The 17,755-nt window shown below is 35.1% G+C and carries 21 protein-coding genes; 13 read left to right on the top strand and 8 right to left on the bottom strand.

Features of this window, described 5'->3' with window-relative positions; all coding sequences use genetic code 11:
• A complete protein-coding gene (locus ACAM30_RS05605) occupies positions 1 to 396 on the top strand; it encodes an ExbD/TolR family protein (RefSeq protein WP_369617596.1) in 396 nt (131 codons plus the stop codon).
• Between the two features lie 143 nt (positions 397 to 539).
• On the opposite strand, the gene ACAM30_RS05600 is transcribed toward ACAM30_RS05605, so the two are convergent.
• From ACAM30_RS05600 to ACAM30_RS05590, 3 genes are all read right to left on the bottom strand, one after another.
• Complete coding sequence (locus ACAM30_RS05600; protein WP_369617595.1) at positions 540 to 1,436, bottom strand: energy transducer TonB; 897 nt, start codon at positions 1,434 to 1,436, stop codon at positions 540 to 542.
• A gap of 313 nt (positions 1,437 to 1,749) precedes the next feature.
• A complete protein-coding gene (locus ACAM30_RS05595; protein WP_369617594.1) occupies positions 1,750 to 2,976 on the bottom strand; it encodes a Glu/Leu/Phe/Val dehydrogenase dimerization domain-containing protein in 1,227 nt (408 codons plus the stop codon).
• Positions 2,977 to 3,119: 143 nt separating this feature from the next.
• Positions 3,120 to 3,695 carry a chalcone isomerase family protein gene (locus tag ACAM30_RS05590; protein ID WP_369617593.1) on the bottom strand — a complete coding sequence of 192 codons (576 nt, stop codon included), beginning with the start codon at positions 3,693 to 3,695 and terminating at the stop codon, positions 3,120 to 3,122.
• A gap of 493 nt (positions 3,696 to 4,188) precedes the next feature.
• On the opposite strand from ACAM30_RS05590, the gene ACAM30_RS05585 reads away from it, so the two are divergent.
• From ACAM30_RS05585 to ACAM30_RS05530, 12 genes are all read left to right on the top strand, one after another.
• Entirely contained in the window at positions 4,189 to 5,331 is a 1,143-nt protein-coding gene (locus ACAM30_RS05585; protein WP_369617592.1) for an acyl-CoA dehydrogenase, read from the top strand.
• Positions 5,332 to 5,437: 106 nt separating this feature from the next.
• Positions 5,438 to 6,115, top strand: a complete 678-nt coding sequence (locus ACAM30_RS05580; RefSeq protein ID WP_369617591.1) for a Crp/Fnr family transcriptional regulator — start codon at positions 5,438 to 5,440, stop codon at positions 6,113 to 6,115.
• Between the two features lie 92 nt (positions 6,116 to 6,207).
• Positions 6,208 to 6,804 carry a peroxiredoxin-like family protein gene (locus ACAM30_RS05575; protein ID WP_369617590.1) on the top strand — a complete coding sequence of 199 codons (597 nt, stop codon included), beginning with the start codon at positions 6,208 to 6,210 and terminating at the stop codon, positions 6,802 to 6,804.
• Positions 6,805 to 6,810: 6 nt separating this feature from the next.
• Complete coding sequence (locus tag ACAM30_RS05570) at positions 6,811 to 7,269, top strand: YHS domain-containing (seleno)protein (protein WP_369617589.1); 459 nt, start codon at positions 6,811 to 6,813, stop codon at positions 7,267 to 7,269.
• Between the two features lie 4 nt (positions 7,270 to 7,273).
• Entirely contained in the window at positions 7,274 to 7,663 is a 390-nt protein-coding gene (locus ACAM30_RS05565; protein WP_369617588.1) for a DoxX family membrane protein, read from the top strand.
• A 2-nt stretch (positions 7,664 to 7,665) separates the two neighbouring features.
• Entirely contained in the window at positions 7,666 to 8,154 is a 489-nt protein-coding gene (locus ACAM30_RS05560; protein WP_369617587.1) for a DinB family protein, read from the top strand.
• Positions 8,142 to 8,852 (top strand): NRDE family protein, encoded by a 711-nt coding sequence (locus ACAM30_RS05555; RefSeq protein ID WP_369617586.1) that lies wholly within the window; start codon positions 8,142 to 8,144, stop codon positions 8,850 to 8,852. Before ACAM30_RS05560 ends, ACAM30_RS05555 begins: the two co-directional genes overlap by 13 nt.
• A 10-nt stretch (positions 8,853 to 8,862) precedes the next feature.
• Positions 8,863 to 9,897, top strand: coding sequence for a D-alanine--D-alanine ligase (locus tag ACAM30_RS05550; protein WP_369617585.1), 1,035 nt, complete (start codon positions 8,863 to 8,865; stop codon positions 9,895 to 9,897).
• A gap of 3 nt (positions 9,898 to 9,900) precedes the next feature.
• Positions 9,901 to 10,557, top strand: coding sequence for a hypothetical protein (locus tag ACAM30_RS05545; protein WP_369617584.1), 657 nt, complete (start codon positions 9,901 to 9,903; stop codon positions 10,555 to 10,557).
• A gap of 28 nt (positions 10,558 to 10,585) precedes the next feature.
• Positions 10,586 to 11,563 carry a M20/M25/M40 family metallo-hydrolase gene (locus tag ACAM30_RS05540; RefSeq protein ID WP_369617583.1) on the top strand — a complete coding sequence of 326 codons (978 nt, stop codon included), beginning with the start codon at positions 10,586 to 10,588 and terminating at the stop codon, positions 11,561 to 11,563.
• Between the two features lie 36 nt (positions 11,564 to 11,599).
• Positions 11,600 to 12,277, top strand: a complete 678-nt coding sequence (locus ACAM30_RS05535; RefSeq protein ID WP_369617582.1) for an SDR family NAD(P)-dependent oxidoreductase — start codon at positions 11,600 to 11,602, stop codon at positions 12,275 to 12,277.
• Between the two features lie 95 nt (positions 12,278 to 12,372).
• Positions 12,373 to 12,966, top strand: a complete 594-nt coding sequence (locus ACAM30_RS05530) for a SprT-like domain-containing protein (protein ID WP_369617581.1) — start codon at positions 12,373 to 12,375, stop codon at positions 12,964 to 12,966.
• 121 nt (positions 12,967 to 13,087) lie between these two features.
• Here ACAM30_RS05530 and ACAM30_RS05525 read toward each other — a convergent pair whose 3' ends face one another.
• The 5 genes from ACAM30_RS05525 to ACAM30_RS05505 all read right to left on the bottom strand — a co-directional run bounded on the left by ACAM30_RS05525 (position 13,088) and on the right by ACAM30_RS05505 (position 17,378).
• Complete coding sequence (locus tag ACAM30_RS05525) at positions 13,088 to 13,849, bottom strand: ABC transporter ATP-binding protein (RefSeq protein WP_202703399.1); 762 nt, start codon at positions 13,847 to 13,849, stop codon at positions 13,088 to 13,090.
• Positions 13,846 to 14,595, bottom strand: coding sequence for an ABC transporter permease (locus ACAM30_RS05520; protein WP_202703398.1), 750 nt, complete (start codon positions 14,593 to 14,595; stop codon positions 13,846 to 13,848). Before ACAM30_RS05520 ends, ACAM30_RS05525 begins: the two co-directional genes overlap by 4 nt.
• 80 nt (positions 14,596 to 14,675) lie before the next feature.
• A complete protein-coding gene (locus ACAM30_RS05515; RefSeq protein ID WP_369617580.1) occupies positions 14,676 to 15,524 on the bottom strand; it encodes a glycosyltransferase family 2 protein in 849 nt (282 codons plus the stop codon).
• Positions 15,525 to 15,616: 92 nt separating this feature from the next.
• Complete coding sequence (locus ACAM30_RS05510; RefSeq protein ID WP_369617579.1) at positions 15,617 to 16,144, bottom strand: methyltransferase; 528 nt, start codon at positions 16,142 to 16,144, stop codon at positions 15,617 to 15,619.
• A gap of 175 nt (positions 16,145 to 16,319) precedes the next feature.
• Positions 16,320 to 17,378 carry a 3-oxoacyl-ACP synthase III family protein gene (locus ACAM30_RS05505; protein ID WP_369617578.1) on the bottom strand — a complete coding sequence of 353 codons (1,059 nt, stop codon included), beginning with the start codon at positions 17,376 to 17,378 and terminating at the stop codon, positions 16,320 to 16,322.
• Between the last annotated feature and the right edge of the window lie 377 nt (positions 17,379 to 17,755).

The raw sequence follows: 17,755 nt of genomic DNA, 5'->3' as shown, positions 1-17,755 counted from the left end.
ATGTCTATTAAGAGAAAAAGAAGGTTTCATGCTGAAGTGGCGACATCGTCCTTAAGTGATATTATGTTTTTCCTGTTGTTGTTTTTCCTTATTATATCAACACTTGCGAATCCTAATGTGATCAAAATGACACTGCCGAAAGCGAAAGCCAATGAAAAAACAAATAAACAGCTGATTAGTTTGTCTGTTACTGAAGACAAGAAATTCTATATCGACAAAGTGCCTGTTGAATTTGATGCTCTGGAAACCACTTTGATGGCGAAAATTGGAGCTGACAAACAGCAAACAGTAGTGGTTCGAATTCCGTTTAATCTTCAGGTTCAGGATTTAGTTGATGTACTGCAAATAGGAGTGAAGAATAATTTAAAGTTTGTAATTGCTACAAGTCCGAAGTAAATTGAGAAAAACACATAGTTTTGTCTTTTTGGGATGAAGGAAAAAAAGACAAACAAACTGATGAAAATAAAAAAGGCTTTCAGGAAATTCTGAAAGCCTTTTTTATGAAAACAGATTTTAGTGTAAATCTGTGCAATTCGTGTTTAATCCAGACTGAAATTGTAAATTATTTTTCCAACCTGTTTTGCGGCTGCTTTGTCATCTGCGGACCATCTTGTGTTTAATGCTGCTATTTTTGCCTGTTCCAGTAAACAGCTAGCTGTGTTGGTTGTTCCTTTTATTCCTGCAGTAGCACTAATGGTTTTGCCATTTTGGTCTACGGTAACTTCTACCACTACTTTTCCTTCTTCGTTACAGGTATATTTTGGTGCCGGTTTAGATAATGCTTTTCGTCCGTTTAAAGAATATCCGGATCCTCCACCGGAACCGCCTCCACTTCCCGGGCCATAACCGCTTCCGGTACCAATTCCATTTCCGGTTCCGTTACCACCGCCAGTTCCTCCTCCGGAACCTCCCGTTCCATAATATCCATTAGAACTTAAACTTCCGTTTGCTTTTCCTTTGTTTCCTGCTGCTTTGTCGTCGCCATCACCACCTTTATTCGATCCTTTTAAAATACTTGATAGAGCATCGTTTGTAGAATTGGAAACTTTTGGTTTTTCAGGAATCGGTTTTGTTTCCGGTTTTACAACGGGAGTTGCTTTTTTTGTTTTTTCTTTTGTTGGAATTGCAACACTTTCGTCGGTTGTTGTATTTTCCTGAGTTAAAATTGCTTCGTCCGGTGTTGCTTTTGCAGGAGTTTGTCGGGCTTCGTTTTTTACATTTAAAACTTCACTTTTATAATTTGCTCCCGAGCCTAAATCGCTGTCTCCAAAATTTACCGTAACCCCTCCGCCGCCTCCGCCGGAAGCCAGTGCGACATTGTTCTCCGGATTGTATGGAGGCCAAAAGCGTATAAGAAATAACAACGCAATGAGTACTGCATAGATAACAGTTGTGAGTAGTAAGGATTTCTTTTGATCTGAAGAAATGGAACTCATTTTTATTCTGAATTTTGAAATTGTATTATTTAAAAAACGCTTAAAAGTAGTAAAAATTGTTTAGAAACTAAGAGAGAATTTAACCGCAGAGAACGCAAGGGATTTTCGCAAAGGATGCTAATTTATTTCTCGCAAAGACGCAGAGTTGCAAAGTTTTTCTTTTTAAGTTTTTTTTGCGACTCTGCGTCTTTGCGAGATTAGAAAACAAATAGCTTAGTGAACTTTTTGTAAAGCTTTGCGTTCTCTGCGGTTAAATAAAAAAACGAGTCAAATTTCTATTTGACTCGTTTATATATAAAGTATAAAACTAAGATTATACTAATTGTTTCAATGCAATTTCAAAAGCAGTTGCACTGATATTGGTTTTGGATGAATTTAAAGTATGAGCTTTAACAATCGCATTTTTGATAATTTCTGAAGTATCATTGAAAATATCTTCGTCTGTCATTTGCACTTTTTTCTCCATGAAATATGCAAAAACTCGTGCCATTCCACAGTTTGAGATGAAATCAGGAATCAAACTTACTTTGCTGTCCACTTCTTCCATAATAGATCCGAAGAAAATTTCTTTATCAGCAAAAGGAACGTTTGCTCCACATGAAATAACTTCTAATCCATTTGCGATTAAGTTATCGATTTGGGCCTGAGTTACCAATCTTGAAGCTGCACAAGGGGTGAAGATTTCAGCACCAATCGTCCAGATTTTAGTGTTGATTTCGTCAAATGGAATCATGTTGTCGGCAACTAATTTGTTTCCGTCTTTATTTAAAAACAAAGTTCTGATTTCTTCAAATGAAAAACCTTCTTCTTTTATTAATCCTCCGTCACGGTCAATAATTCCGATTACTTTAGCACCCATTTCTGCCAAATAGAAAGCAGCAGCTGAACCTACATTTCCAAATCCCTGTACAATTGCTTTTTTACCTTTGATGTCTCCACCATAAGTGGCATAAAAATGACGAGCTGCTTCAGCAACACCATAACCGGTAATCATGTCGGCAACCGTATATTTTCGGGTTACATCAGGAGAGAACTTTGGGTTTTCGATTACTTTGATAACACCCTGACGCAATTGTCCGATTCTGTTAATTTTATCTGCTTCGGTTGGTTTGAAGTGTCCGTTGAAAACTCCTTCCTGCGGATGCCATACACCACATTCTTCGGTCATTGGAATTACTTCGTGAATTTCATCTACATTTAAATCTCCTCCGGTTCCGTAGTAACTTTTCAATAATGGTGAAACGGCTTTGTACCAACGTTGTAATACTCCTTTTTTTCGTGGATCATTCGGGTCAAAATTTATTCCTGATTTGGCACCTCCAATGGCTGGTCCTGAAACAGAAAATTTAACTTCCATAGTTTTGGCCAACGATAAAACTTCATTCATATCTAAGCCTTTTCTCATTCTTGTTCCTCCACCCGCAGCTCCACCGCGCAGTGAGTTGATAACAGTCCATCCTTCGGCTTCTGTTTCGGAATCTTTCCAGTTAAAAACAATTTCAGGTGCTTTATTTTCAAATTGCTGTAATAAATCTTTCATTTTGTTGAGATATGTTTAGTTTGCGTAAAAGTATAAAATAGAATAATGCGAATAATGTATCTCGTATCAAAATTTTATCGAACAGAAAAAAGAAAGCCGAAAACAGTACGTTTTCGGCTTTTGAGTTTTATAAATCTAACAAATTATATTCCTAATAAGTGTTTTTTTAATGTCTCGTCAACCGGTTTGTCTGAAAGCCAGATTCCGAACAATGCTTTTTTGAAATCAAATCCGGGAATTTTTCCTTTCAAAACTTCATTTTTGTAAACATTGACTGTTTGGTCAAGTGGGTTGTAAGCCAAAACAAATACATCTTTTTCAGTAATCATGTCGCTTAAAAAAGTTTTAAATTCTTCAATTCGGGGACGCAATTGATTAAGATTGCTTCCTGCAGATTTTTCAAAACCGGCATTCATTGCTTTAGTCAGTTTGCCTGAAGAAACCATTGAAGAAGTAATTTCAATTCGGATTGCCATTTCGGTATCGCTGTCAATAATAAATTGTGGATCCTGACTTAGCTGTGATAAATATAAGGCCTGAACATAAACTTCCAACCACATTTTTGATCGGCCTCCAGCACCATTAAGCTGTAAAGTTTTGCCTTGAAATTCAATTTTTCTTGGAACTGTTACGCCGTTCACGTCAAGCTGAGTCTGGGCTGAAACGGTCGAGAATTGTATACTAAAAAGGAATGTAAGTAGAAGTAAACTTTTTTTCATGTTTTATGGAAATTATAATTTTTGAGCAAAAATAATGTTAATTTATCAATTTTATAGCGTTATTAAATATGTTTTTTTTGACTCAATTTTGCTTTTTTTGTTTGTATAAGATTAATAATCAAATTAGTAAGAGTTATTTTACGGGAACCCGTATATTTTAAGAATTGTTTAATCTTTTGAGTAGCTAAATTTTACTAAAATTTTAGCAATCGGACATTTTTGATCGTGTATTTTATTCTTGTTTTTTAGAGTAATGATTGCAAATTTGATGCGTGTTAGGCTAAATTTTTGAGATAATAACGAAAACGTTATCGTAATTATTGCCGATCTAGTAAATTTATATGCGCGCATTGTTAAACTCACTTTTAAAATTTATCTTTGGAAGCCTTTTTACAGAAAAAAGCAATTCAAAAAAAACAAAACAAAAATAACCGTCATCTTAAATTCGATATTTTAAATCGAGTTGAGCTGAGAAAAATAAAACAGAATAACTATGGATTTTAATCTTACCGAAGAACATTTAATGATTCAACAAGCTGCAAGGGATTTTGCTCAAAACGAATTGCTGCCTGGTGTTATTGAACGTGACGAAAAACAAATTTTTCCAACAGAACAAATTAAAAAAATGGGACAATTAGGATTCCTTGGAATGATGGTTGATCCTAAATATGGCGGAAGCGGACTGGATGCCATTTCTTATGTAATTGCGATGGAAGAAATTTCAAAAGTAGACGCATCAGCTTCTGTAGTAATGTCTGTAAACAACTCTTTAGTTTGTTGGGGACTACAGGAATTTGGAACTGAAGAACAAAAACAAAAGTACTTACCAGGCTTGGCATCGGGAGAGATTCACGGAGCATTTTGTTTGAGTGAACCTGAGGCAGGTAGTGATGCTACTTCTCAAAAAACAACTGCGGTTGATATGGGAGATCATTATTTGGTAAACGGAACAAAAAACTGGATTACTAACGGAAATACAGCATCGGTTTATTTAGTGATCGCACAAACGGATCCGGAGAAAAGACACAAAGGAATCAATGCTTTGATCATGACGAAAGATATGCCGGGCTTTTCTATTGGACCAAAAGAGCAAAAAATGGGAATCCGTGGTTCTGATACACACTCTTTAATGTTTACTGATGTAAAAGTTCCTAAAGAAAACAGAATTGGTGAAGACGGCTTCGGATTTAAATTTGCAATGAAAACTCTTGCCGGAGGCCGTATCGGAATTGCTTCTCAGGCTTTAGGAATTGCTTCAGGAGCTTATGAATTGGCGTTGAAATATTCTAAAGAGCGTAAAGCTTTCGGAACTGAAATCTGCAATCACCAGGCAATTGCTTTTAAATTGGCAGATATGGCAGTTAATATTGAAGCAGCACGTCATTTGTGTATGAAAGCAGCTTGGGATAAAGACCAACATAAAAATTATGATGTAAGTGGTGCGATGGCAAAATTGTTTGCTTCGCAAGTAGCAATGGATACCACTGTTGAGGCAGTTCAGATTCATGGAGGTAACGGTTACGTAAAAGAGTACCATGTAGAACGTTTAATGCGTGATGCAAAAATTACTCAGATTTACGAAGGAACTTCAGAAATTCAGAAAATTGTAATTTCGAGAGCTGTTATTGCAGGATAAATCTCTTCGAAACTTAAATAATCAAAACCCTTTTAGGAATTCAAAAGCCTGAAAGGGTTTTTGTTTGGGTTTTAATTTCGTTATATTTACAAAAATAAACTTTTTTATGTACGAAGATTTAAAATACTGGTATTTGCGGGATCATAAATTGTTTCGAACCCTGAGTTATTCGCAGATCAAGCAATTGTGTATTATCACAGGTTTTAAAAAAGCGTCAAAAGGAGAAATTATTTATTTTTCTACTTCAGATTTACCCCGCATATTTTTACTCAAAAAAGGAAATATTAAAATAGTGTCTATTGATGAAGAAGGTAATGAAACCATAAAAGACATCATTCAGAAAGGGGATTTATTTGGCGAATTAACTTTGGAAACAGATGCCAAAAACGAAGAATATGCAAAAGTACTTTCTGACGATGTTGCAATTTGCAGTTTCCTGATGTCAGATTTCGAAGATTTATTACTGAGAAATCCAACACTAGCACTTTCGTATACCAAATTTGTCGGTCTGAAAATGAAACGCATCAAAAACAGTTACGCTAATTTGATTTCTAAAGATGCAAAAACCAGATTGTACCAATTTCTTAAAGACTGGGCAGAGAAGGAAGGGACTGCCGATGGAAATCTGGTAACTATCGATAACTATTTGACACAGAACGACATTGCACAAATTATTTGTACTTCAAGACAAACGGCAACTCAATTGCTGAACGAGATGGAAACGAACGAACTGATACATTACAATAGAAAAGAAATTGTTATTGTGGATATTACCAAAATTTAGTTATTTTTGGCTAAGTGTAAATTAGCCGACATTTACCTTTTTCATACTACCGTAATTTTACATTATCAAATTAAGATGTAAAGTTAAAAATTATGAAAAAAATATTTTTTATTGCTTTAGTAGCCTTAAGCACTGTGGCTGCTGCACAAAATTCGCTTCCCCAAATAGCGACCGATATTACTCCTTTATTAATAGGAGAGAAAATTCCAAATACCACATTAAAATCAGCTGAAAATGCAACGGTAAAAATCTCTGATTTGCTTGAAAAGAAAAAAGCGGTTTTAGTTTTCTATCGCGGCGGCTGGTGTCCTTATTGCAATATGCATCTTCAGGCGTTAGCTGAAGCAGAGAAACAAATTCTGGATCTTGGATACCAGATTATTGCAATAAGTCCTGATGCCCCGGAGAATTTAAAAATCACGGAAGAAAAAGATAAAGTAAAATATACTTTGCTTTCTGACTCAGAAGGTGAATTTGCGAAAGCAGTTGGAATTGCTTATGCGGCTCCTGAAAACTATAAATCAGTAATTAACGTACATTCTAAAGGAGTCAATACAAGTTTTTTACCGGTTCCTTCTGTCTTTGTTATAAACCAAAATAGTGAGATTGCATTCGAATATATTGCTCCGGATTTTAAGCATCGTATTTCGACCGAATTGCTAGTTTCAGTATTAAAAAACCTAAAATAAAACAAGATGAAAAAGCTATTGTTTTTTGTATTGATTTTGGTTTCGGGGATTTCATTTGCTCAAAATGATGTGAAAAGAATCAGTCAGTACAATCTGGAAAATAGAGTAGCCATTCAGGGCTACGATCCTGTGGCCTATTTTAACCAGGGGAAAGCTATTAAAGGTAAGAATGAATTATCTGCTTCTTATCAGGGGGTAATTTATAAATTTTCTTCAAACGAAAATAAACAGGAATTTTTAAAAAATCCCTCAAAATATGAACCGCAATACGGAGGTTGGTGTGCCTATGCTCTTGGAAGTTCGGGAGAGAAAGTTGAAATAAATCCGGAAACTTTTAAAATTATCGACGGTAAACTCTATTTGTTTTACAACGCATATTTTAATAATACTTTGAAAAGCTGGAATAAAAATCAGACCAATCTGAAAATACAAGCCGACGAGAACTGGAAAAAAATAAACAGGTAACAAGATGGAAAAATCAGAAAAAATAATCTGGGCTTTAAGGATTATAGCAGCCGGAATTTTGTTGCAAACCTTATTTTTTAAATTCAGCGGAGCAGAAGAAAGTATTTATATTTTTTCGACTTTAGGAATGGAACCTTATGGAAGAATTGGATCAGGAATAGCCGAATTGGTTATTGCCGTTTTAATTTTAATTCCAAAAACAACATGGATTGGAGCTTTGGGAGGATGTGGAGTGATGGCTGGGGCTATTTTGTCGCATTTGTTTGTTTTGGGAATTTCAGTTCAGAATGATGGAGGCTTACTTTTTTTTCTGGCCCTTATCACCTTATTATGCTGTTTAGGATTACTTTATTTCAATAAAAGCAAATTGTTTAATCTTCTAAAATTAAAATAGCCATGTTACTAAAATCAATACGCCACAGTTTAGATGAGCTCGATGACCTGCTAGGTCAGTTGAAAGATGCAGATTATGCAAGACCATGCCCTGCTCTCAACAATGCAACAATTGGCGAGCATTTGCGACACATTTTGGAGATGTTTATATGTCTGGAAAAAGGTTACAATTCAGGAGTTATAAATTACGATAACCGCGAGAGAAATATCCGAATGCAAACCGAAACAGCATTTGCAAGAGAACTTATAGCGGGAATAAAAGCAGATTTGAAAAGTGAGAATAAAACCATTTATTTAGAACAGGTAATAGATGGGCTCGCACTTCGAATTCAAAGCAATTATTACAGAGAATTATTATATAATCTGGAGCATTGCATCCATCATCAGGCTTTGATCAAAGTGGCGGTTATACCGTTTAAAAATATTGTGATTCATGAGAATTTTGGTGTAGCCCGTTCCACTATAGAATACAGAAAACAATGTGTACAGTAAGTTTCGTGAACCATAACGGAGTGGTAATGATTACTTCAAATCGGGATGAAAAAGTAATTCGTCCGGAAGCCATTGCACCAAAAAACTATTGTCATAATGGTAAAAACATTATGTACCCAAAAGATTCAAAAGCGGGAGGAACCTGGTTTGCCGTGGATAAAAACGGAACTGTACTGGTACTTTTGAATGGAGGTACGGAGAAGCATCGGATTTCATTTTCGTATAGAAAAAGCAGAGGACTGATCGTTCTTGATATGATTTCCGGCTTATCGCCAAAGGATTTCTGGAATGAAATTAATCTGGAAGATATCGAACCGTTTACGTTGGTTTTGTATCAGAATGGAGAATTGTACGAACTGGTTTGGGATGGTCTCGTGAAAATAAAAACATTGTTAGAAGCTTCGAAAAATCACATTTGGTCGTCGGTTACTTTGTATCCTCCGGAAATTAGAAAGAAACGTTCGGATTGGTTTTTTGAATTTTTAGAAGGTAAGGATGAAATCTTCTCCAAGGATATGTTAGATTTTCATAAAAATACTCAAAATGATGATTCTGAAAACGGATTGGTCATTAACAGAGAAAATGTTTTGAAAACACTTAGCATAACTCAGGTGGTGATCAAACAGAATAAAGGGACTATGAAGTATTACGATTTAATTAAAACAAAGGAGTTCTCGACTTCTTTTATAAGTATTTAATTTACTAAAGATGAAACTATTTTTTCATAAAGTAACCAATTGGGAGTACTGGCCTTTTAAAGTGCTTTACGTCCCTATTTATTTTCTTTGGGCCTATTATGCGATCAAAGCGAGATCAGTATTCTTCTTTAACGCGTCTAATCCGAAGATAAAAAACGGTGGGTTTATAATGGAAAGTAAAAAACAAATTTATGATTTGCTTCCCAGAGAATGTTATCCCAATACTATTCTGATCAAAGAGAATACGGATCTAAATAAGATTGTCGAAAAAATAGTCGAAAACAGAATTTATTTTCCTTTAATTGCTAAACCTGATATCGGTTTAAGGGGTTCGGGTGTGAAAAAAATAAGAAATGTTTTTGAGTTGAGTGAATATGCCCGAAAAGCAAATTTTGATTTTTTGTTGCAGGATTTGATTCCATTTAAAAATGAAGTTGGTATTTTTTACGTGCGTCATCCGCATCAAAAAGAAGGCAAAATTACCGGAATTGTTTCGAAGGAATTTTTAATTGTTACCGGTGACGGAATCTCAACTATTGAAGGCTTAATTTGTAAAACACCACGATTTCAATTGCAGCTTGATGTTTTAAGAGAGGAGTATGGGGATCAGCTGCATCAGGTTTTGAAATATGGTGAAAGAATAAATTTAGTTCCTTTTGGAAATCATGCACGTGGAGCAAAATTTTTGGATGGCAGTGATTGGATTACACCAAAATTAACCGCAATGATAGATAAAATTGCCAAAGAGGTTCCGGAGTTTTATTTCGGACGTTTTGATATCATGTACAATACTTTCGAAGAATTAGAACGAGGAGAGAAGTTTCAGGTTGTAGAACTTAACGGAGCAGCCAGTGAACCAACACACATTTACGATCCTAAACATTCTGTTTGGTTTGCCTGGAAAGAACTGGCAAGACACATCACTTATATGTATGAGATAAGTGCTGCGAATCATAAAAAGGGAGTTCCGTATCTGGATTATAAAGTCGGAATCAGGGAATACAAATTGCATTTGACTCAGAACAGTAAGATTATAAATTTCTAAAGAATGAAAAGGTTAAAAAATATCTCAATTGGATTTTTGGTGAGCTTCATCGGATCGATCCCGTTAGGATATTTGAACGTAGTTGGTTTGGAGATTTATTTGAAATCAGGACTTTATAATTTGGTTTTCTTTCTGTTCGGAGTCATTTTTGTAGAAAGTTTTGTCATTTATTTTACTTTGCTTTTCGCCAGAGAATTAATCAGTAATAAAAAATTAATGAAGCTAATTGATTTTTTTGCGGTCGGATTTATGTTTGTTCTGGCTTTTCTTTTTTATTACAGATTCAATCCATCCACAAAATCAACTGATAATTTAAGAGAGTATCTGGTGTATTCGCCCTTTGTTATGGGAATGATTTTAAATTGTTTCAATTTTTTACAGCTGCCATTCTGGACGAGCTGGAATCTGTATTTGCTTAACGCAGAGTACATTGTTGTAGAAAAAAAGTTAAAATATTATTATATTGCAGGAACTTTGATGGGTATTTTTTTCGGGATGTTAAGTCTGATTGTGGTTTTACAGACGATTTTTGAAAAAAGTAATCAGTTTTCAAGGTATGTGATGCCTGTTTTTATTCCGATATTTTTTATGGTTTTAGGGAGTATTCAGGTATTTAAAGTGTATAAAAAATATTTTAAATCGACTGCTTTAGAGGTTTAACTTGTGAAGCACAATTAAATCATTCTTTATGAAAAAACTTTATTTTTTACTTCCTTTTGTTTTTCTGGCCTGTAAATCGAATCCTGGCGGAATAACCACAACATCTTCAACAACTGTTTCAAAACCTATTGAAGTTGCTTATAAAGTAAAAGAATCTGAAGTTTCGGATTTTCTGAAAGCATTGTCTTCTGATGAGATGGAAGGCCGTGAAACGGGAACAAAAGGAATCGAAAAGGCAGCCGCTTTTTTAGAAGATTTTTTAAAGAAGAACCATGTGAAGCCTTATTTCACAACTTATAAAGACACCTTAACCAATTTTAAAACACCTGCCTATAATATTGTGGGAGTGATAGAAGGAACTGATCTGGTATTGAAAAATGAGTTCGTGGTTCTCAGTGCGCATTACGATCACATCGGATTAGAGAAAAAACAACAGGCAGATGTTGTTTTTAACGGAGCGAATGATGATGCATCGGGAGTTACAGCAGTTGCAGAGATGGCAAAGTATTTTAGCGAAACAAAATCGAACAAACGCAGTATTTTGGTTGTGTTTTTTGCCGGGGAAGAAAAAGGATTATTAGGTTCTAAAAGCCTCGTCCAAAAACTTAAAAAGAAAGATTTTAATTTATACACACAATTGAATATTGAAATGATTGGTGTACCTATGAAACGGGATTATCTGGCGTACATCACCGGTTTTGACAAAACCAATATGGCTGCGAAAATAAACGAATACACCGGTAAAAAGACGATTGGTTTTTTACCAAAAGAAGCAGAATACAAACTGTTTTATAGATCGGATAATTATTCTTTTTATGACGCATTCAAAAAACCATGTCAGTCTATAAGTACTTTCGACTTCGAAAACTTTGACTTTTACCATCATGTTTCAGATGAATTCAAAGTAATGGATATTCCACATATGACTTCTTTTATTCAGGAGCTTCTGCCCGCAGTGACCAAAATTGCGATCACACCCACAGAGGAAATTGTGATGAATAAATAATTCTGTCCTTTTATTCGATTTGTTTATTTTTGCTTTATGAAAAATATTATTGTTACCGGAACCAGTCGTGGAATTGGTTACGAATTGGCATTGCAGTTTGCCAATGCGGGTCATCAGGTTTTGGCCATTTCAAGAAAAATACCTCAGGCACTTTTAGAGCATCAAAACATTAGCTGTCTGTCTGTCGATTTGGCGGACGAAGCAGTATTGCAGGAAGTAGATCAGTTTCTTTCGACTACCTGGAAGAGAGTGGATACTGTGATTCACAATGCAGGCGCATTGCTGTTAAAGCCTTTTGCCGAAACAACCCAGGCTGATTTTGAAAGTATTTATAAAGTGAATGTTTTTGCGGTTGCCAGCTTAACGCGTATTTGTCTTCCTTATCTTCAAAAAGGAAGCCATGTAGTGACAATCAGTTCTATGGGTGGCGTAAGAGGAAGTCTGAAATTTGCAGGTTTAGCGGCTTATAGTTCCAGTAAGGGAGCTGTAATTACTTTAACCGAATTACTGGCGGAAGAATATAAAGAAAAAGGAATTTCATTTAATGTTTTAGCGCTGGGTTCCGTTCAGACTGAAATGCTAAACGAAGCTTTCCCGGGTTATCAGGCACCAATATCTGCCGAAGGAATGGCAACTTACATTTATGATTTTGCACTTAACGGAAATAAATATTTCAACGGAAAGGTTTTAGAAGTTTCGTCGACTAATCCATAAGCTAAAATTCCAAAAAATAAATTCCAAATTCCAAATAGATATGTCAGGCTGAGCGAAGTCGAAGCCCCATTTTTACAAATAACATTTAACTTATAGTGAACGAAACCCTTGCAAAATATATACCGGAGCATGCTGTAAGGCCTGTTTTTGATTTGATTGTTACCAATCAGGTTCATCTGAAAATCGTAAATGAGCGTCAGACACGTCATGGAGATTACAGAAGAGGACCTAGTGGCAAACATGAAATTACGGTGAATGCAAGTTTGAATAAATATCGTTTTCTGATTACGCTGATACATGAAATTTCACATTTGGTAGCGTTCGAAAAGTTTGGCAGAAATATTAAACCTCATGGAAATGAATGGAAGTTTACTTTTCAAAGAATGATGGTTCCTTTTATTCGTCCTGAGATTTTTCCAAGTACTTTATTGCCGTTATTAGCCCGACATTTTAAGAACCCTTCAGCAAGTAGTGATACCGATACGACCTTGTCTTTGGCCTTAAAACAATACGATGCGGACAACGATAAGAACTATATTTTTGAAATTCCCTACGGAAGTGTATTCCGGATAAAAAATGGTAAAATATTCAAGAAACTGGCCGTTAGAACCAAACGTTTTGAATGCATCGAAATTAGCTCAGGAAAAACATACCTGTTTAATCCAAATGCCGAAGTGGAGTTAATGTAATAAAATTCCAATCTTTTAAATTCTAAATCCCAAGTTTCTTGGGAGACTCAATAAAAAATTCCAAATTCCGATACTTATAAAGTTGGAATTTGGAATTTATTTTTTTTAGAATTTTAAAATCTTATCCTTTCAAATAAGCCTCTCGTACTTTTTTAAACAGATTAGAAGAATAAACGAATTTTACAATTGCTTCGTTGTCCGTTCTAAAGATTTCTTCTTTAGTTCCCTGCCACGCTTTTACTCCTTTTTTCAGGAATACAATGTTTTCACCAATTTCCATCACCGAGTTCATATCGTGCGTATTGATAACCGTAGTAATGTTGTACTCTTCTGTAATTTCTTTGATCAGATTATCAATCAGGGTAGAAGTATTTGGGTCCAGACCTGAGTTAGGTTCGTCACAAAATAAGTATTTCGGATTATTTACAATAGCACGTGCAATCGCAACACGTTTCTGCATCCCTCCTGAAATTTCAGAAGGTAATTTTTTATGGGCATCAATTAAGTTTACTCTTTCCAGAACAAAATCAACACGTTCTTTGATTTTGGCTCTGTTATCGTTGGTAAACATTTTTAGAGGGAATGCGACATTTTCTTCAACAGTCATCGAATCAAACAAAGCACTTCCCTGAAAAACCATTCCGATTTCAGTTCGTAATTCTCTTTTTTCATCCGGATCCAGTTCTGAATAAACGCGGCCATCAAACTCAATGGTTCCATTATCGGGAGTATGAATCCCTAACAGACTTTTTAATAAAACGGTTTTTCCGGATCCACTTTGTCCAATAATCAAGTTCGTTTTTCCAGTTTCAAAAACCGTCGAAACACCTTTCAGAACCTTGCTGTCGCCAAATGATTTTTCTAAATTTTTTACTTCTATCATGATCCTAGTAACAATTGTGTTAGTATATAATTAAAAAGAATGATGGAAACCGAAGTCCAAACAAACGATACTGTACTGGCCTTACCTACCTCAAGTGCACCACCTTTCATATAATAACCATGAAAAGAAGGAATGGTAGCCAACAGCATAGCAAATATTAAAGTTTTAATAAAAGCATAGACGATGTGAAAAGGAATGAATTCTATTTGGGCTCCAATGATAAAGTCATTACTGCTGGTAAAACCTCCGTAAACACCTGCCAGCCATCCGCCGAAAATTCCCAAGAACATACTGATACCAATCACAAAAGGATACAATAGTAAAGCAATAATTTTAGGAAAAACAAGGTAGTTAAGAGAGTTTACACCCATAACTTCCAAAGCATCGATTTGCTCTGTAACACGCATCGTTCCGATACTTGAAGTAATAAAGGATCCCATTTTTCCGGCCATAATTACCGAAATAAAAGTAGGAGCAAACTCCAAAATCACAGATTGACGTGTAGCAAAACCAATTAAATATTTTGGGATTAAAGGATTAGTTAAGTTTAAAGCCGTTTGAATCGCAACAACACCTCCAACAAAGAAAGAGATAAAGCAAACGATACCAAGAGAGTCAATAATTAAATCATCAATTTCTTTAAAAATTAATTGTCGCATAACAGGCCATTTAGTCTGTTTATTGAAAATCTCTTTCAGCATTAAAAAATATTTCCCAACCTGGGATAAGTAACGAATTAGCATCATAGTTTTACAAATATTGGCTAAGGTAAAAAGAAGTTATGAGTTTTGAGTTATGAGTTAAGTCTTTTCGGTTTGTTTCCGAATCAAATTAACTTTTCTTTCATTTTCTGCAAACGATAATTCCTAATAAATTTAGCTTGTTCCGGAGTAACGAGTAATGGTGTTTTTGCTTTTTTTGCTTTCCAGAATCCACGGATATAATCCAAAAAGAGGAATGGTTTTTTCTTCATCATGGCCAGTTTAGCCGATGCAATTGCAGTAATCCAGAAACCGTATCCTAAAGTATAAAAAGCTTCACCTTGTTTGTATCGGGCCGTTTTGTTGTAGTTAGCCCCTGTTGGTTTGAGATGTTTTACGTGTAATGAAGCGTCAGTGACAATCTTCCATCCGTAATATTTACAAAGCAGTTCGTCTACAGTATCCCAGCCCATAGCAGGTTTTAAGCCTCCAATTTGCTGAAAAGTTTCTTTGCGGTAGGCTTTTAATGCTCCACGAATATGATCTTTATCGGTAAGGTTTTCTAAAACCCAGTCTCCATTTTTTTCAATGTAACAGAAACCTCCCGCCATTCCGACTTTTGGATCAGACTGAAAATGTTCGATAATCGTTTCGAAGTAATTGGAAGGAAAAATAAGATCACCGTCTATTTTTACCATAATATCATAGTCCGAATCCAAAGTTTCAAAACCTTTCTGAAAAGCCTGAATCACTTTGCTCCCCGGCATATGAATCGCATCTGATGTTTTGTTTATTACGGAAATATAAGGATTGTCCTTTGCAAAATCCAGTACGATCTCTTCTGTTCGATCTGTTGAATTGTCATTTACCACAACAACTTTTGATGGTAAAACAGTTTGTGAAACCAAAGATTGCAGCGTCAGACCAATAAGGTCCTGCTCGTTGTGTGCGGGAATGACGATATAATATTTCATAATTTTCAATTTAAATCCCAATTCTTTAAATTCCAAATTCCAATCAAAACAGGCTTAATTGGAATTTGGAATTTTTTTATTGGAATTTGACTTTAGGCTTTTATTCTTTCCGCCACTACAATATAATATCTTGGAGTAAAATATCTCAATAAAGGTCTGAAGCCAAACTTTTTTACCGGATGTGTGAATTTTTGACGATCGGTAATTTTCCAGCCTGTTTTTTCTAAAAGCCAGTCCAATTGCCAGTCTTCAAATTCATGATAGTGTCTGTCCCACATATCAGTTTTAGAACGATATGCTGATGAAAACCATAAACGTAAGGGAATTGATATTAACAATTTATCACATTTTACATTTTGCAGAATGGTGTAGGGATTTAGTAAATGTTCGAAAATTTCAAACGCCGTAAAAACAGTATATTCCTCCGTTTGTAAAGCCGTTTGATTGTTGTCTAAATCTTCACCTTTTGTGTTTTTTACGGTATAACCGTTTTCCTCCATTATTTTAGAGAATGGATTTGGAACGCCAAAATCTAAAATAGTCTCTGATGTTTTAACGTGTTTTTGTAAAAACTCTAAGGTAAGTTTGAATCTTTTATTCGGAAATGTTTTTTCGTACATAGTCATTGCGAGGAACGAAACAATTTCTCGTTCTTGATTTTATAATTAGGTCGCAAATATACTAAAAAAGTCCGCACCATAGGATACGGACTTTTTTAGTTTACAGTCGTCAGTCTCAGTCCCGGTATTCAGTCGCAGTTTGCCGTTAACTGAATACTGCGACTGAAAACTGTGACTAGTATCTGTATACAAAAGCATTAACATTCATTCCTGCTCCGACAGAGGCAAAAATAACAACATCACCTTTATTTATTTCGTGATTTTCGAGTTTTCCCTGAACTAATAAATCGTAAAGAGTTGGTACTGTAGCAACACTGGAGTTTCCTAAATCATGTATGCACATTGGCATAATATTTTGAGGAGGTGTTTTGCCGTATAGTTTATAAAAACGGGCAATAATGGCTTCGTCCATTTTTTCATTGGCCTGATGAATCAGAATTTTTTTCACTTCATCAATGGATATTCCGCTTTTATCCAGACAGCTTTTCATTGCACATGGCACCTGACTTAAAGCAAATTCATAAATTTTACGCCCGTACATTTTGATGTATTTAATGTCCGGATCTAAATCAGGGTTGTATGATTTTCCAAAGAACAGGTAGTTGGCTTCATCCGTTGCAAAAGTAGCACTTTCGTAAGACAGTAATCCGGCTTCATCATCAGAAGCTTCTAAAATAGAAACACCTGCACCATCTGAGTAAATCATCGAATCGCGATCGTGATCGTCAACTACTCTTGAAAGTGTTTCGGAACCAATTACCATTACTCTTTTTGCCATACCTGATTTTATAAAAGCATTGGCCTGCAGGACTCCTTCAATCCAGCCCGGACAGCCAAAAATAATATCATAGGCGACACATTTAGGATTTTTGATGCCTAGTTTGTTTTTTACACGTGTAGCTAAACTTGGCAGAATATCAGTTTGATGGGTTCCCGCTTTTACGTCACCAAAATTATGTGCGTAAATGATATAGTCTAGGGTTTCGCGATCTATTTTAGCATTTTCAAGAGCTTTTTCAGCAGCAAAAAAGGCTAAGTCAGATGAGGTATATTGGTCTTCAGCATAACGGCGATTTTCGATACCGGTAATACCTTTGAATTTTTTTATTACAACTTCATTAGGGTAACCAAAAGGAGTTCCGTCCTCATTTAAAAAAACATGATCGCCAAAGTCCGTATTGCTTACTTCTTGAGTAGGAATGTAACTTCCTATACCTATTATTTTTATTTTCATTATTCCTTTATTGTCCGGTAAATTTAGGGCTAATGTATAAATAAAATCATGATAACTATCATAAAAAATACTATGCACGCATATAATTGTGGAATAATAATTTTTTACGGAATATATTGTTTATTTTATAATGAATTATAGGTTTTGTCGAGATTTCAAACGTTTGCGATTGATGGCTTAAGGATGTAATTTTTCTCTAAAAATAAAAAGTGTTTTTTGATTTGTTACAAATGAAACATAAGTATAGAAAAGTGTTTTAAATAAAAAGAGAAGAAGAGTCTTTTTAGTTTCAGGTTTTAAGTTTGTACAGGTACTACTTTTTTTAATTCTTTTCTTTCTATTGACATAATTAACTTAATTATAGTCAACTTTTTTCA

This window comes from Flavobacterium sp. CFS9, assembly GCF_041154745.1.
Taxonomy (GTDB): Bacteria; Bacteroidota; Bacteroidia; order Flavobacteriales; family Flavobacteriaceae; genus Flavobacterium.
The sequence above is the reverse complement of the archived record's forward strand: the minus strand, read 5'-3'. Positions and strand labels throughout refer to the sequence as shown.

Excerpts from the sequence above, each read along its gene's own strand:
- ACAM30_RS05605 (WP_369617596.1), top strand. The coding sequence starts at position 1 with ATGTCTATTAAGAGAAAAAGAAGGTTTCATGCTGAAGTGGCGACATCG.
- ACAM30_RS05600 (WP_369617595.1), bottom strand. The coding sequence starts at position 1,436 with ATGAGTTCCATTTCTTCAGATCAAAAGAAATCCTTACTACTCACAACT.
- ACAM30_RS05595 (WP_369617594.1), bottom strand. The coding sequence starts at position 2,976 with ATGAAAGATTTATTACAGCAATTTGAAAATAAAGCACCTGAAATTGTT.
- ACAM30_RS05590 (WP_369617593.1), bottom strand. The coding sequence starts at position 3,695 with ATGAAAAAAAGTTTACTTCTACTTACATTCCTTTTTAGTATACAATTC.
- ACAM30_RS05585 (WP_369617592.1), top strand. The coding sequence starts at position 4,189 with ATGGATTTTAATCTTACCGAAGAACATTTAATGATTCAACAAGCTGCA.
- ACAM30_RS05580 (WP_369617591.1), top strand. The coding sequence starts at position 5,438 with ATGTACGAAGATTTAAAATACTGGTATTTGCGGGATCATAAATTGTTT.
- ACAM30_RS05575 (WP_369617590.1), top strand. The coding sequence starts at position 6,208 with ATGAAAAAAATATTTTTTATTGCTTTAGTAGCCTTAAGCACTGTGGCT.
- ACAM30_RS05570 (WP_369617589.1), top strand. The coding sequence starts at position 6,811 with ATGAAAAAGCTATTGTTTTTTGTATTGATTTTGGTTTCGGGGATTTCA.
- ACAM30_RS05565 (WP_369617588.1), top strand. The coding sequence starts at position 7,274 with ATGGAAAAATCAGAAAAAATAATCTGGGCTTTAAGGATTATAGCAGCC.
- ACAM30_RS05560 (WP_369617587.1), top strand. The coding sequence starts at position 7,666 with ATGTTACTAAAATCAATACGCCACAGTTTAGATGAGCTCGATGACCTG.
- ACAM30_RS05555 (WP_369617586.1), top strand. The coding sequence starts at position 8,142 with ATGTGTACAGTAAGTTTCGTGAACCATAACGGAGTGGTAATGATTACT.
- ACAM30_RS05550 (WP_369617585.1), top strand. The coding sequence starts at position 8,863 with ATGAAACTATTTTTTCATAAAGTAACCAATTGGGAGTACTGGCCTTTT.
- ACAM30_RS05545 (WP_369617584.1), top strand. The coding sequence starts at position 9,901 with ATGAAAAGGTTAAAAAATATCTCAATTGGATTTTTGGTGAGCTTCATC.
- ACAM30_RS05540 (WP_369617583.1), top strand. The coding sequence starts at position 10,586 with ATGAAAAAACTTTATTTTTTACTTCCTTTTGTTTTTCTGGCCTGTAAA.
- ACAM30_RS05535 (WP_369617582.1), top strand. The coding sequence starts at position 11,600 with ATGAAAAATATTATTGTTACCGGAACCAGTCGTGGAATTGGTTACGAA.
- ACAM30_RS05525 (WP_202703399.1), bottom strand. The coding sequence starts at position 13,849 with ATGATAGAAGTAAAAAATTTAGAAAAATCATTTGGCGACAGCAAGGTT.
- ACAM30_RS05520 (WP_202703398.1), bottom strand. The coding sequence starts at position 14,595 with ATGATGCTAATTCGTTACTTATCCCAGGTTGGGAAATATTTTTTAATG.
- ACAM30_RS05515 (WP_369617580.1), bottom strand. The coding sequence starts at position 15,524 with ATGAAATATTATATCGTCATTCCCGCACACAACGAGCAGGACCTTATT.
- ACAM30_RS05510 (WP_369617579.1), bottom strand. The coding sequence starts at position 16,144 with ATGTACGAAAAAACATTTCCGAATAAAAGATTCAAACTTACCTTAGAG.
- ACAM30_RS05505 (WP_369617578.1), bottom strand. The coding sequence starts at position 17,378 with ATGAAAATAAAAATAATAGGTATAGGAAGTTACATTCCTACTCAAGAA.